Source organism: Streptomyces sp. NPDC024687 (assembly GCF_055559055.1).
In genome coordinates this window covers 1-13,559 of record NZ_JBVHLJ010000016.1, presented here as the reverse complement: position 1 = coordinate 13,559, position 13,559 = coordinate 1, and the positions used below count along the sequence as shown (strand labels likewise).

At 67.4% G+C, this 13,559-nt stretch carries 12 protein-coding genes; 7 read left to right on the top strand and 5 right to left on the bottom strand.

The features are described 5' to 3' along the window. Nucleotides 1–105 precede the first annotated feature (105 nt). Together ACZ39I_RS39190 and ACZ39I_RS39185 are read right to left on the bottom strand one after the other, a co-directional pair. Nucleotides 106–1,488, bottom strand: a complete 1,383-nt coding sequence (locus tag ACZ39I_RS39190) for an erythromycin esterase family protein (RefSeq protein WP_467250134.1) — start codon at nucleotides 1,486–1,488, stop codon at nucleotides 106–108. Between the two features lie 316 nt (nucleotides 1,489–1,804). Then, on the bottom strand, nucleotides 1,805–2,164 hold the full coding sequence (locus ACZ39I_RS39185; protein ID WP_467250132.1) for a hypothetical protein: 360 nt from the start codon (nucleotides 2,162–2,164) through the stop codon (nucleotides 1,805–1,807). 458 nt (nucleotides 2,165–2,622) lie between these two features. Here ACZ39I_RS39185 and ACZ39I_RS39180 point away from each other — a divergent pair, with 458 nt between their 5' ends. The 3 genes from ACZ39I_RS39180 (at nucleotide 2,623) to ACZ39I_RS39170 (ending at nucleotide 6,112) form a co-directional block, all read left to right on the top strand. Further along, on the top strand, nucleotides 2,623–3,891 hold the full coding sequence (locus tag ACZ39I_RS39180; RefSeq protein ID WP_467250131.1) for a ParA family protein: 1,269 nt from the start codon (nucleotides 2,623–2,625) through the stop codon (nucleotides 3,889–3,891). Beyond that, the gene (locus ACZ39I_RS39175) at nucleotides 3,888–5,012 is read left to right on the top strand and encodes a ParB/RepB/Spo0J family partition protein (RefSeq protein WP_467250130.1); all 1,125 of its coding nucleotides are present in this window, start codon (nucleotides 3,888–3,890) and stop codon (nucleotides 5,010–5,012) included. Before ACZ39I_RS39180 ends, ACZ39I_RS39175 begins: the two co-directional genes overlap by 4 nt. 626 nt (nucleotides 5,013–5,638) lie before the next feature. Continuing rightward, the gene (locus ACZ39I_RS39170; RefSeq protein WP_467250128.1) at nucleotides 5,639–6,112 is read left to right on the top strand and encodes a ribonuclease FAU-1 family protein; all 474 of its coding nucleotides are present in this window, start codon (nucleotides 5,639–5,641) and stop codon (nucleotides 6,110–6,112) included. A gap of 1,200 nt (nucleotides 6,113–7,312) precedes the next feature. On the opposite strand, the gene ACZ39I_RS39165 is transcribed toward ACZ39I_RS39170, so the two are convergent. Continuing rightward, the gene (locus ACZ39I_RS39165; protein ID WP_467250126.1) at nucleotides 7,313–8,125 is read right to left on the bottom strand and encodes a hypothetical protein; all 813 of its coding nucleotides are present in this window, start codon (nucleotides 8,123–8,125) and stop codon (nucleotides 7,313–7,315) included. Between the two features lie 732 nt (nucleotides 8,126–8,857). Between ACZ39I_RS39165 and ACZ39I_RS39160 the strand changes: the two genes are divergently transcribed. Further along, nucleotides 8,858–9,340, top strand: a complete 483-nt coding sequence (locus ACZ39I_RS39160; RefSeq protein ID WP_467250124.1) for a hypothetical protein — start codon at nucleotides 8,858–8,860, stop codon at nucleotides 9,338–9,340. 635 nt (nucleotides 9,341–9,975) lie between these two features. Then, nucleotides 9,976–10,461 (top strand): lamin tail domain-containing protein, encoded by a 486-nt coding sequence (locus tag ACZ39I_RS39155; RefSeq protein ID WP_467250122.1) that lies wholly within the window; start codon nucleotides 9,976–9,978, stop codon nucleotides 10,459–10,461. A 244-nt stretch (nucleotides 10,462–10,705) separates the two neighbouring features. Here the strand turns inward: ACZ39I_RS39155 and ACZ39I_RS39150 are convergent, their stop codons facing one another. After that, nucleotides 10,706–11,707: an ArsR/SmtB family transcription factor gene (locus ACZ39I_RS39150; protein WP_467250370.1), complete on the bottom strand. Its 1,002-nt coding sequence runs from the start codon at nucleotides 11,705–11,707 to the stop codon at nucleotides 10,706–10,708. Nucleotides 11,708–11,967: 260 nt separating this feature from the next. Further along, on the bottom strand, nucleotides 11,968–12,099 hold the full coding sequence (locus ACZ39I_RS39145; protein ID WP_467250120.1) for a hypothetical protein: 132 nt from the start codon (nucleotides 12,097–12,099) through the stop codon (nucleotides 11,968–11,970). 157 nt (nucleotides 12,100–12,256) lie between these two features. Here ACZ39I_RS39145 and ACZ39I_RS39140 point away from each other — a divergent pair, with 157 nt between their 5' ends. Then, nucleotides 12,257–12,661 (top strand): hypothetical protein, encoded by a 405-nt coding sequence (locus ACZ39I_RS39140; RefSeq protein WP_467250118.1) that lies wholly within the window; start codon nucleotides 12,257–12,259, stop codon nucleotides 12,659–12,661. 326 nt (nucleotides 12,662–12,987) lie between these two features. Next, the gene (locus tag ACZ39I_RS39135; protein WP_467250116.1) at nucleotides 12,988–13,521 is read left to right on the top strand and encodes a GNAT family N-acetyltransferase; all 534 of its coding nucleotides are present in this window, start codon (nucleotides 12,988–12,990) and stop codon (nucleotides 13,519–13,521) included. Nucleotides 13,522–13,559 lie beyond the last annotated feature (38 nt).

Sequence of the window (13,559 nt, the reverse complement as noted above, 5' to 3'; positions counted from 1 at the left end):
CGCCGTTGCCAGTCCCCGACCCTCCTGAGCTGTCGCCGTTGCGACTTGGCGGACTCAGCACCGGCGAACGATCACAGTCGATCGGTGGTGCAAGCCCGGGACTTTTCAGTCCCGGTTCGTTGACAGGAGATTCGCGGCCGTGACGCGATGGAGGTGTATCAGCACGTCGAACTGGCGCCCGAGCGAGGTTTGGTGGGGGTCCTCCGGCCAGGCGTTCCCGATGGAGCAGGTCAGCCGCTTCGCCATCAGCCAGTCTCGCGCCGCCTCGGGCACGGCCCGCAGATCGACGTAGTAGTCCCGGCGTGAGACTCGCTCCAGCACCTCCTCGTTGCTGCCCGCGCCCAGCGGCTTCACGGAGAAGCGACGGTAGGGCGCATCCGGATCTGTCAGATCCATCGCGTTGAACGAGCCCTGCCCGAAGGTGTAACCGATGTTCACGTACTCGGCCCCGACCGTCTGGCGTATGAACTCCCCCTGGGTCTTCGGATACTGCTCAGGGTTGTCGGACTCGTAGGAGACATGGCCGTTGTGGGCCGACAGCAGCATCCGGTGGCCGGTGTGCCGCTGCCGCCACACAGTGTTCTCCGCCATGATCTGGTCGCGGTAGAACATGGCCCGAGCGATCTTCTTTGGGTCGGAGAAGTCGTAGTACGCATAGAGGGTGCCGGTCTGGGAGATCGCCCTGGCGTGCTGGAGGATCCACTCGTACGCCTGCCGGTCCCCGTCCGGCCCCTGCGCCTGAAGCAGCTCGTAGGCGCGCCGCACATCCGCGGCCGTCCGCTCGCGCTCGGCGACGGGCTTGGCCATGTTCTCGTTGACGGTCTGCTCCACGCTCCCCGTCGGCCGGAGCTCGCGGTAAAGGCAGCGGAACTCCGGCAGCAGCTCCGGGTGGTGCACGGACACATAGTCCGTGACCGCGTCGAAGAGCTCAGGTCCCGCGTAGCCGTTGTCCTCACCCATGAACTGCACGGGGCGGTCGGGGTGGCGAACGTTGTGGGCGCGCATCCACCTCAGCAGATCGAGATACTCGCGGGTGTTCCATATCCGGTACGAGCTCTGGAACTCCTCCCGCATGAGCTTCTGCGGGTCGCCCTTCCCATACAACACGTACTCGTTGAAGACCAGGCCGGTGGACCAAGGCGCCTCCAGCGCGAAGGCGGTGAAACCTTGCTCCTCGACGAGGTAACGGAAGACGCGGTGCTTCATCGTGAAGAACTGCCGAGAGCCGTGCGTAGCCTCACCCAGCCCGACGATCTTCGCCGAGCCGATCATGCGGCCGAGCGGGCGCAGATCGCTACCGGGGGCGCCGGCCTCCGTGGAACGCAGAGGCTCCGCGACGCGCGCCAGTTCGCGCACCGGATCGGTGGCGGCCACCGCGTTCGCGTGCGCCGGCCGGGCGGCGACCGTCAACGTGTCGACCCCGAGCGTCAGCGCCAGCAGGAACAGAAGTAACCGATGCAATCGATGTGGTCTGAGAAATACAGGCATGGATCAAGGCTGCCGATCGGCGGCAGGTCCCGGGCAGCCTGCCACCTTCAGTCTTCCTCCTGGGGATAACCACAGGTCCGCTGCAGAGCAGATGCCACTCCGGGACCTGCCGCCTGCCTGCGGCGCCCCCACCCATGACGCGATTCACTGATGCCGTGAGCCAAGCCACATGGAACGGTGGGCAGGCGACCTGCACCAACCGGCAGTCACAGCAGTGAGTCGAGGATCGGCCTGTGTTCCTAGCCCTGCGGCCGCCGATGGCACGGGCAGGGACAACCAGTACCCAGACATGTAGCGGCGCGGTAGGCGCGATCGACTAACCCACGTTCCTGCAAGCGAACAGCAGCCTCCCGAAACCAGCAGCCGATGCGGCATCAGACAGCTCCTCTGCAGAGGCTTCAGCAAGCTTGCGACGTACGACCGTGAAACCACAGGCGTACTCGGCCTCGGCCACATGGCAGGCAACCAGGGCATCGAGGTAGTCGATTGCTTCCTTCTCACGCGCCTCCCGGTACGGACTGCCCGCGACCAAGGCAGTACGGCCTGCTTCAATCCGTTCGAAGCACCAGAGCAAGGTGAAGTAGGACGTCAGGGCCTGGCTCCAGTCAGCAGAGGCGGACGGAGCGCCGAACTCGCCGTAGTGAAGGCTCCCCACGGTCTTGCGAGCTGCGGCCACTTCACCAGTGGCAGGTCATGATGCAGGGCCCGGGCAATTTCGAGGCGTGCACGGCGGTGATCGAACCGGAACGCGCTCACGGCGACGGTCGGCGCTGCCAGCGCCAGCACCGTTGACGACACCCCAGCCAGAGCTGACCAATCGTCTGCACCCGTGATCATCCCTTCCTCGTTGAGGACTCCCCCACCAGATGCCGTGCCGGGCTAACTCTGTGCGCCCGCGCCTCCCTCCATGCCGCTCCGCTTCCTGCCAGCGCTGCGACGGTCGGCAGGAAGCGTGCGGGCGGCTCCCCTATTACGCCGTAATAGGGGAGCGCCGCTCCTGGCGGTCGCAGCCCGGCTATTACGCCGTAATGGCTCAGGTGGCAGCAGCTGCGGCGGTGGCTGACGCACCAACAGATATGCATAGCTAACGTGTCGATGCAGCAAAGGATCATGAGCGTTAGTAAGGTGTCCCCCATGAGTTCTCCAGCCACCTCCAGCGACCGCGAGAAGGTCGTCTCCAAACTGCCGGGATGGCTCCGGCAGAACCTAAAAATCAGAGCCGCCCAGCACGGCGTCGAGATCCAGGCCGCCGTCGAACAGGGCATCACCGACTGGTGCAGCCTGGCCTCAACGCCCGCCACGATCGACACGGCGGGTGCCGACTCCTTCTCCACTTTCCTGCCCGACGGCCAGTGGGAGACGTTCCGGAGTATCGCCGCAGACCGCCGGGTCTCCCTCATTCAGGGTCTGGCCCAGTCGGTCCAGTTGTGGCTCGACGCCAACCCCGCCCCGCACGTCGAGCGCCCAGCAATCACTCGGCGCATCGTCGTCTGCAACCAGAAGGGCGGCGTCGGAAAGACCGCCATCACCGCCGGTACCGGCGAAGCACTGGCGGAGGACCCCAACAAGCTCCACGCCGTACGCGTCGCCAAAGCGCTCACCAAGGCTCTCCGAGCAAGCGAAACCAGAGCCGACGACTCCGAGCCGGCAGGAGACGACCCCCTCGATATCGAGAACCTTCCCGGCCCCGGACTGCGCGTACTGCTCGTTGACTTCGACCCGCAGTGCCACCTCACCAACCAACTGGGCGCCGAACCCCTGCCGATGAACGGGGACAGCCTCACCAACCACATGGCAGGCGATCCCAAGGGAGACCTCCGCGACCTCATCGTCTCCATCGACGACGAAAACTTCGGCGGCCGACTTCACCTCCTGCCCGCCTGCAACGACGCATTCCTGCTCGACGTACGCCTCTCAGCAGTGCGCGCCCGCGAAGCCGCCCTGGAACGTGCCCTCGCCCCCCTCGAAGCCGACTACGACGTCATCCTCGTCGACTGTCCGCCCAGCCTGGGCCTTAGCATGGACGCCGCCGCCTACTATGGGCGCCGCCGCGACGGCGAGACACCCGGCCAATCCGGCGCGCTGATCGTCGTCCAGGCAGAGGACAGCTCCGCCGACGCCTACGAACTCCTCACCACTCAGATTGACGACCTCCGCGGCGACCTCAAGATCGACATCGACTACCTGGGGATCGTCGTCAACCTCTACGACGGCCGCCGCGGCTACATCGCCACCTCGTCCCTCCAAGGCTGGGTCGACATAAAGGACCCGCGGGTCGTCGGACTCATCGGAGACCTCAAGGAGCAGAAAGAGGCTGTTCGTATGAAGCAGCCCCTGCTGTCCTACGCCCCCAAGTCACAGCAGGCCATCGGCATGCGCGCCCTGGCCCGGGAGATCTCATGAGCAAGGCCGACAAGCTGGGTGCAGGACGCTTCGGCGGCCAGGCTCAGGGCGTCAGCGCGCGCCGCCAAGCCGTCGCAGCTGCCACAGGCGTACCCACCGAGGGCATCGCTGCACCGACTGAACTGCCCGTCCACCGCATCAGCCTCAATCCCGACAACCCCCGCTCTGCCCTCGGGGATCTCACCGACCTCGCCGGCAGCCTGAAGACCCACGGGCAGAAGCAAGCGATCACGGTCATGAACCGCGACGCCTACGCCAAGGCCAACCCGGACCGCGCAGCAGACCTCGAAACGGACACCACCCACGTCGTCATCGACGGCAGCAGTCGCCTGGCTGCCGCCCGCGAAGCCGGCATCCCCACCATCAAAATCATGGTGAGCGACGACCAGGGAAGCACCTCCGAGGAACTTCTCGAGTCCGCACTCGTCGCCAACATCCACCGCCAAGACCTCGGAGAGCTGGACGAAGCCCACGCCCTCCAACGGCTCCTGGCCATCTACGGCAGCCAGACCGCCCTGGCCAAGCGGCTTCACCGCTCCCAGGGCTGGGTATCTCAGCGTCTTGCCCTGCTCAACCTGTCCCCCGAACTTCAGGCCCGTATCGGCCAGGAACCCATCGACCTGCTCCGCGCCGTCGGCAACAAGCCCCTTGAGCAGCAACAAGACGCCCTGAGGGAGCTGAAGGACGAACGCGAGCGCAAGGAAGCCGAGAAGCAAGCGCGTCGGCAGAAGAAGCAGCGCACGACGGAGACACCGGCAGACGAGAGCCACGCTGGCACGGCGAACGGCCATTACGACGTAATAGACGAGCCGGAAAACTCGGCCAGCTCCACCGCCTCAGACGAGCAGCTCGATGATCACCCAACAGTCGACGCGGCGGTCCCCGAACCCCGCGACAGCGAGGAATCCGGTGTAGAGGAAGCTGCGGGGGAGAGGCAGCCCCCGAAGCTCCCGTATGACGATCCGGTGCACATCGCGATGCACTTGAAAGTGAAGATGGACAAGCCAGCCTTTCTCGAACTGTTCCGTCTGCTCGCTGCGATGGCGCACGAGCTTGATCCGGCACAGTTCGACAAGACCGTGCACCCCTACGCCGGTGAGTCGATGTCCGAAGCACGCTGACCCACCTCGTTTGGTCCCGCCCTCCCATCAGCGCAGCGGGACCAAACGCCGTCCTGGCGCGACAAGCTGCACCCCGTGGTCATGATCGGTCACCGGAGGCATACCCAGCAGGAAAAGCGGACCGGCCGACCAGACCCTGGCATGCCACAGCCGCCAACTCACCGTGCCCCGGGAAGGCCGCCTGACATCGGCGCCGAACCGGCTCACCGACAGCGACGGCTTCCCCCGAGCCGCCTCTGCCCGGAGGCTACCCGGCACGTACGGCCGGAAGTGCGTGTTCTGGGGGAGTGGGAGAGCCCGAGGGGACCCTGGACAGGCTGCCCCGGACGGCGGCTTGCCCACTCCGGCCGGTGCGCGCTGAGGTGGGCATGCCTGGCCGGACATCCCGGCCTGGCCGGCGGAGGAGGACGTGGTGCGAAGCTTCGAGACGGGCGAGACGGTCGTACGGCGCGACGTGCACCGCTCGGGCCGGGTGTGGACCGAGCAGGCACTGCGGGTTCTCGCTGACATCGACGAGGCGTTGCTGACCGCCTGTGCGCCCGGGGCGGAGGCCCGCTGGCCCGCCCTGTACGCGAAGGCCCGTGACGACGGGGACCGCTCGGTTCGCACAGAGGCGTTCGGAGGCGATGGCGACCGGCAGGTGGGAGCTCGCGGACGCGGTGTGGCAGGAGACCGACCTGCTGCTGTGGAAGCCTCCAGCGGCCTGGTTCAGCATCAACGCCTTCTTCGTCCCCGACGGCGCCGGGCGGCGACTGCGGAACTGGTACGTCAACTTCGAGCACCCCACCCGCCGTACTGAGACCGGGTTCGACACCTTCGATCTCACCGTGGACCTGCTCATCCACCCCGACCTCACCGGCTGGGCGTGGAAGGACGAAGACGAGTACGCGCACGTGCGCCGCCTCGGCATCATCTCCGACACCGAGCACCAGGCCGTCGACGACGCCCGCGCCCAGGTGCTGGCGATGCTCGCCGACCGTGCCGGTGTCTTCGCGCACGCGGAGCGCTGGGCAGCCTGGGCGTGGGAACCAGCCTGGCCTACGCCGCGCCTGCCCCAGCCTACGGCGGCCGCGGAGAGGCTGGCACCGGAGAGCGGCTGAACCCGCTACTACTACTCCGGCGACACACCCTGACCGTCAGCCCGCTGGGCGCCGTGGCCTACGGCCGGCCTTCGGTCAGCTGGGTAGCGGTGTTCTCGATCCACAGCAGCGTCCACTCAACGCTGCCCCGACACCCGGGCTCCGCACCGTCGTACCAGCCGCGAGCAACTCCCACTTCTGATCGGTGAGTTCATGACGCGTATCACCCCACCGTGCTCCACCAGCCGATGATCTTTGAAGACGGACCGTAGTCGCCTCCACCGCCGTCGCCGCCTCCGCTGTCGCTCCCTCCGGAATCCACGCCGTCGCCGCCATCCCCAGCCGTTGCCGCCACCCGGCTCGTTGTCATTGCTGCCGCTGCCGAGATTGCTGAACCACGGGCGGTCCCACGCCGCGTCGGTGGCGAACGGCTCGCCCCCGGCGACCGTCGGGCGCCGCTCCGGACGCAACCTCGCCATGCCCGTCGCGTCCCCGAATCCGAAAGCGACGGCGAAGACGTGCGCCATAACGGCATCCAGCGGGTCGGTGCTCTCGTACGGCACCTCGGCCAGCGGGCGAAGCAGCGTGCCCGGCGCGAGCACCGGGCGGCGCGGGGGACACGTCAGCAGGGCGACCGGCCGCTCACCGCACAGCAGCCACGAAGTGAGCGCGCTCTCCCGCCGCAGCACCCAGTGCCGCTCGGGCAGCCGTACCTCCACGGAACTCTTGGATTTGCGCCGCTTCCTTTGAGGCTGAACTGCGCCGGAACATCGCCGACGGTCAGACGCAGGCCTTTGGACGAGTTGGCGGCATCGGGCTGGAAACCGTGCGGCGCTCGGATTCGTACGACGGGTGCGTGCGGTCCCCACACGTCCACGCGCCCCAGACGCCGGTCGAGGGCGACGGTGACCGGGCCCGCGGGCCCCGGCACGTGCCGCCGCGCGATCCACCGCGGTACACCCTCGGCCTGGGCGCGGGCTGCAAGGGCGGCCACCTGCTGGGGCCCGCCGCACTGCCGTACCGCCATCGGGCTAGACGTCGCTTCTCATGGCGTGATCGTTCGTTGAACCGTGCATTACGGCTCTCGTGGAGCCGCTCGTGCCGGAAGAGCTGTGGGTGCTGCTCCGACGGGTGGTACTCCCGACCGTGGTACGCGTCCGCAGGGAGGCGGACGGCGTCGGGTAGTGATCGTGAAACCCTGGCTGTGAATCGGGCTCTTCTTTACTGCACACCGGGCGTGAGCTCGATGCGCACGCCCTCGCCCTCCCTGAGGATGAAGACGTGGTCGGTTCGCGCCTGCCAGCCGATGGGCACGGCGTAATAACGCCCGGCGCGCTCGACGATGAGCCGCAGGCCCTCGTAGCGGTGGCGAAGGTGGACGCCCGCACCGAGATCCCGGTGGCGCAGGCCGGGCGCCCACGACGAGAGGCTGAGTGACTGGGCGCTGTGGACCACCAGACCGGTGCGCAGAGTTACGTTGCGCGCGTCGTTCCTGGCGTTCCGTTCGCCGAGTTGGCCGGAGACAAGGGTGACTGCCCAGAGTAGGAACAGTCCGGCGGCCAGAACCAGTAAAGCCGTCTCCCACGGGTTCCCTGGGCGGCTCAGGCCAGCCTGCCGTACCACTCCGAGCACTAGGCCGAAACCGACGAGGAGGGGGCCCACCCAGCGGTATGGCAGAAGCACCTGCCACTGCCACCACAGCACGAGCAGAAACAAGCCTGCGGCCACGACGACCAGATAGTGGCGGGCCAGAGCCGACGCCCCCCGTCCGGCGCTGCGCATCAGGGCACCGTGGAGTCCCTTTTGCGGCCGATGTCCGACGACCGCTACGACGAAGCAGAGCGCGGCGGCGCCCACAAGCACCGGAAACGTCACCAAGTGCAGGCTGTTCAGAACGAATTCACCGAAGCCGAAGCCGAGCGCAAACGGTGAGAGGTGGAAGTAACCGTAGTACGCGCCTGTGTAGATCACCCCCACGTAGAACATCAGCGCGGCGATGAACGACGCTTGCGCGACCACGATGTTGATCAGCACCGTCGGGGGCGTCCCCGCTGGTGGCTCTGGACGTTCGAGCCCCGCTGAAGAACGGGGCCCTGGTTCATTCACGTACCGTCCGGTGACGGCGGGCACGCCGGATCACCGGGGCAGGCCGGAGGCAGAGTCTCGTCAGGCGGAGTGACGCCCGCGCCTCCGTCATCCGAGGGGCCCGTGTTCGACGGCACGGGGGCGGGCGGAGAGATCGACTCGCCACTGTAGGAAGAGGAACTGCCGGAAGGCGACGGCGAGGGGGACAGCGACGTCAGGGTGGGGCTTGGTCGCGAAGGAGTAGGGGTCTCCTCGGTGTTGTCGGCCCCTCCCCCCGAACCGCACGCTGCGACGAGCCCGAGGACCGCCGCAAACATGCTCACGCGGGCCATCAAGCCAGGGCTGTACCTCATGCCGTCTCCCCGCAATGCTTCACCGTGTTCAGTCGATGCAGTCAGCAGGGGAACATAGTCCTGATCTTGTCCATCGCCAGGGGAGCCCGACGCAGGCAGTAGTCTGCACCACCCGGTCGGAGCAGCATCGATCTGCGACTGTCCGCTTCGGCGGCAACTCAATGGCGTGAGCAATGCCCCTCCTAAACCACCGGCGTCCTGGCTCCTCGGCCACCTTCGAGGGGGATGCCTGGTTCCAGTCGGCGACCTTCAAGGAAGCTGTCACCGTTGGGCCGTTGGTATGTGCCGGACAGACCCTGCTGTCCGGGGCGACGTTCGGCACCCATTGGTGGACACCGCGCTCGCCACGGTCGACGTTGCCGCCATCGTCTTCACCGTGCGCGGCATCTTCTCCCGTCGCCATGTCCTGGCCGAAGCGCGACGGCATCTGATGGAGACTCTGCGCGGCCGCGCCTGTGTGCCCGGCATCGACAGTCACATCGCCGACCGGGCCCTGGAGCGCTACGGCCGTCAGCTCACCGTGCCGCAGAAGGGCCGGCGGATTCCGGCCCCGGATCAGCTCTCCTACACCGCGGACTTCGCCGGGCCCATCCGCTGGTGGATCGCGGGCGCCGATGGGAAGCCGCCCCGGGAATCGTCCCGGTACGAGCGGGCCCGGGTCGCCAGCCTCGCCCTGCAGAACGCGATCCGTGCCGCCCTCACGGCACCGCCCGCCGTACGGGATGAAGCGCCGGCCGCGCCGTACGCCGTTGACCACCCGGGCCGGGACGCCGCTCGAGGCCCCGGCCCGCGATCAGCTGTTGGAGAGTGAGCTCCGCCGCCTTTGTTCAGGAGTCGGCCGGCTCCCGGCGCAGCAGGTCGGGGCGGGCTTCAGCGAGGTCGAAGGCACGCTTGAGGCCCTCCAGGAGGGCGGGCTCGATCCAGTAGAGGCGCCTGTGCGCGCCGTGGGCATACCCGGTTGGTTCGTCTGGATCTTTCTCGTTCTGTTCTTCTGGCAGGCAACGCCGTTCCCCAAGTCCCACCGATCTCGCGCCGTTCCACCCAGGGCAGGGTCCTGACCAGCGACTCGTAGGCACCGGCGTCGGCGGAGAGGGTGAGGGCTGTTACGCACTTTCGGGTGACGGCCGCGCAGCTTCTGGGGCGGCGCGTCCTGGTGAGAAGGCGGGGCGGCCAAGGCCCGTACGGGGGCGTCTGCATGGCGGGGCGTCAACTGTGCGCATACGCCGCATGAATGGACGTTACAAGCGACAGTCATAGCAATGCGGATGAAACGTAACGGACCGCCCGTATCGCGTTCACAACCTGCACAGCACGGCCATGGTGTGGCTGTGCGGCCGACCGGCCGCCACCCGCACACCGCACCAGCCCGTTTCCTCTGCCCCGCTACGAGGGGCCGGGAACGAGGCGGGTGCTGTACAGCCTGGGGGCCTTGTGTCTTCTTCCACGGTGACCGCCCGTCGCCTGTCCGCCGCAGCTCTCGCGGCCGCCGCGATCGTCGGGGCGGTGACGCTGCCGGCGTCGGCGGCCGACCACGCCCGGTCCGACCGCACGAAGGTGGAGATCAGCGCGGTCCAGTACGACTCACCCGGCCGTGACGACCGCTCGCGGCGCTCGCTGAACAAGGAGTGGGTGGAACTCACCAACACCTCGCGCCGCACGGTCAACCTCGACAGCTGGACCCTGACGGACGAGGACGGCCACACCTACACCTTCGACCACTACCGCATCGAGGGCCGCGCCACGGTCCGTATCCACACCGGCGAGGGCCGCGACACCGACAGCGACCTCTACATGGACCGCCGCAACTACGTGTGGGACAACCACTCGGACACCGCCACCCTGCGCAACGCGCACGGCCGCTTCATCGACGACGCGTCCTGGGGCGGCCGCCACCACCACGGCCGCCACCACCACGGTGGCCACCACCACTGAACACTCTCTTCTCGCCCGCGGTATGACGTGACGGCGAGGCCGTAGAGGAGTAGTCCGGACGGTCCGCCCTGCCGATCCATGCGCTGAAGCCCGGCGGGCGCCCTTCGCTCTCACCAATACGGCTGTGGCCCTGACCGACCTACCGTTCAGGGCCACAGCCGTGAGAGCTTGCCGGGGCTGGCGCGGGTCCGGCCGCGCTTCGACTGGGGTCGAAACGTTGGCGAACCAGTTTGGGACACGCCCGTCAGGCGAAGGGGTGGTTCTGCTCCAGCAGTGCGATACCCAGTGACGTGATGGTGTGGAGGACCGCCTTGCCTTCCTGCCGGGTGGTCACCAGGCGGGCATTGCGCAGCACCGTCGCATGGTGGCTCGCGGTCGCCGGCGAGATGTTTAGACGACGGGCCAGCTCCGTCGTGCCGCATCCGTCGACCACTGCCCTCATCACCGCCGCCCTGGTACGTCCCAGCAGGCTGTCGAGCGACTGGGCGGGGGACTCGCCGATGCCCTCCCACAGCGCGGTGTCGAGGGACGTTCCACTGAGGGCGGGGACGGCAAGCGTGGGTGCCCGGTCAGGGTCCAGTGGCGGATTCAGTAGTTCGATCTGCGGTGTGGAGAACATCGTGGGCGCGATGACAAGACCTCGCCCGCTCAGGTGGATGTCCGCATCGTGAGGGTGGACCACTTCGAGTACTGGCGGTCGCCAGCGGGCCAGCGGCCCGCCGAGCGTGGTGAGGAGTTGTCCCACCCCGCCGTTGGCCATCGTGCTCACGTAAGCGGCACGGACTTCGCTCAGGTGAGAGCGCACCCTGCTCCAGTAGGGGGCGACGGTGACACCGTGGCAGGCCCTGAGCGCGGCGGCCACCTGGAGGCGGGCTTCCCGGTCACCGTCGATCAGATTCCGGGCCCAGGACCGGTGTGCAGGGTGAAAGTCGATAACCTCTAACTCAATGCGCAGCAGAGTTCGAGGTGCCGCCAGGAAGTCGTCGACAGCCTCGTCCAGGGAGGCGGTGTCTCCCATCAGGCTCATGGCGTCGAGCAGCGGACCACGCGCGGGCGTTAACGCGGCTAGTGGGCCAGCCTGATGGTCCAGCCGTCCACGCACCGACAGTTGCCAGCGGCGGAAGGCGAGACCGGCGTCGCGATCTCTCAACAACCGCACACTGTCGAACGTCTCCGCCGCCACACCGATCGTCGTGGCCACCCGGGTCCGCGCCAGGTCATCCGCCGTGAAATGAATGCGCTTCACCAAGACCCCGTCATCGCGTCACTGTCCGCCAGCAGCAGTCTCAGCCCCGGACAGAACCCACGCAATGATCGATCTGGCCAAGGTGGTGCTGGTGGGGCAAGGCCCTTCTGACGGCCCGGGCCCAATGGCCCGGAAATAGGGGGCAAACGGAGCGTCTGGCCAGCAGCCGCAGGAGGTCCTGCTGCTGCTCCCACTCCGCAGCCGCGTCCGGTGAGGAAAGCAGCGGGGAAGGCTCTGGAACGTCCTAACAGAGATCCGCTTCAGCGCGGCTGAGATGCCGGATGAGTTCTCGGGACGCGACCCGTCGGGTCCAGGCAGGCGTCCAGGACGGGCAACAGGGCCGTCAGCAGTGCGGCGGAGGCGAGCAGGGCGGTTCTTCGTACGGAACGCATGGAGCTTCCCCCTTGGCAGCCGTGAGTGAACTGGGGGCGCACGGGGCTCTCAAGACACACGACACCCCTTTCGACCCTGCTCGAATTGATGGTGTTTCGCCCTCGGGTCTGTGAGGTTGGGAGCACTCCACAGGTCACCGACTTCCGGGATGTGCCCATGAAGAAGTCCACTTTGCCCTCACCCCGCGCAAGGCGCCTCGTGGGGGCCCTGGCTTGCGCGTTCGCCCTCGTCGGCACCATGACGAGTGCCGCTGTCGCGCAGCCCGCCGGGAGCAACCAGGCGGCGGCCTCCTGCAACTTTGACGGCGTCGACGGCCACTGGTATTGCAGGAACAGGCCGGGGATCCGCGTGGAGTGGGCCGGGCAGACCGTCGGCTACCTTAACGGGACCGTCAACTGGTTCACCTGCCGGTACGAGGGTGACCCCACCGGCGGCGGCGGCCCGCACCCCAACCGCTGGATTTACACGCTCGCCGACACGCCTCACTATAGCCACGGTGGCTGGGGCTTCGTGAAGGACAGCGACGTGTACGACGAGACAAACCCGCTGCCGAGGTGCTGATCCCGGCCCCGGGCGCCCGAGGACGTCCGGGCCAGGAGAGCCCCCGGCGAGTTCGAGGAACTCGCCGGGGGCTCCTGCCGCTGTCCTGGGCGATCTCCGCCGCTATCGAGAGACGCGCTCCCTGCCTGATGAGTGCCTGTTCCATATCTCCGGTTCTGGGTGACGTTGGTGCCTATAGGCTGGACCAGCGTCCGACGGTGCCGGGCGGCCCGGAGGGCGGGTGTGTGGGGGGCTGTACTGAACGACTGAGGCCGAGAGCGAGTCCGCCACTATCTACCTCGCCGGACTCCACATCGCCGCCATCTTCATGGCTCTACGATCTTCGTATGAGCGAATGGGACCTGGCAGGCGAAGAGCTGTCGACCGCTCGACTGTCACTGCGGCGTCCGACCGAAGCCGACATCGATGCAATCTTCGCGATCCACAGTGACCCCGCAACCTGCCTGCACAATCCCTCCGACGCCCTCGCCCGGTCTGAAGAGGCCGAGGAGCTCTATCAGCGCTGGAACAACCAATGGCGGAGCTGCGGATACGGGTACTGGGTCGTCCGACGTCACAACTCTGCCCGGCAATTGGGGTTCTGCGGGGTCAAGCCCATGGACCTGAATGGCATGAACGTTCTCAACCTCTTCTACCGTTTCGCCGCCTCGGCATGGGGCCAGGGATTCGCCAGCGAGGCGGCGACCGCAGTGACCGACTGGGTATCGCGCCACGTTCCCGACCTCCCGCTGATCGCCCGAGTCCGACCAGCTAACGCTGCCTCGCAGCGCGTGGCGGTACGTGCCGGCCTGATGCGGGCAGAACGGGCCTTGACCCGGAATCTTGGACACGGGCTATGCGGCTTGGGCCAGGGTAGTTGATGTTGTGTCGAGTGCTGTCTCGTAAGCGATGGGGCTGC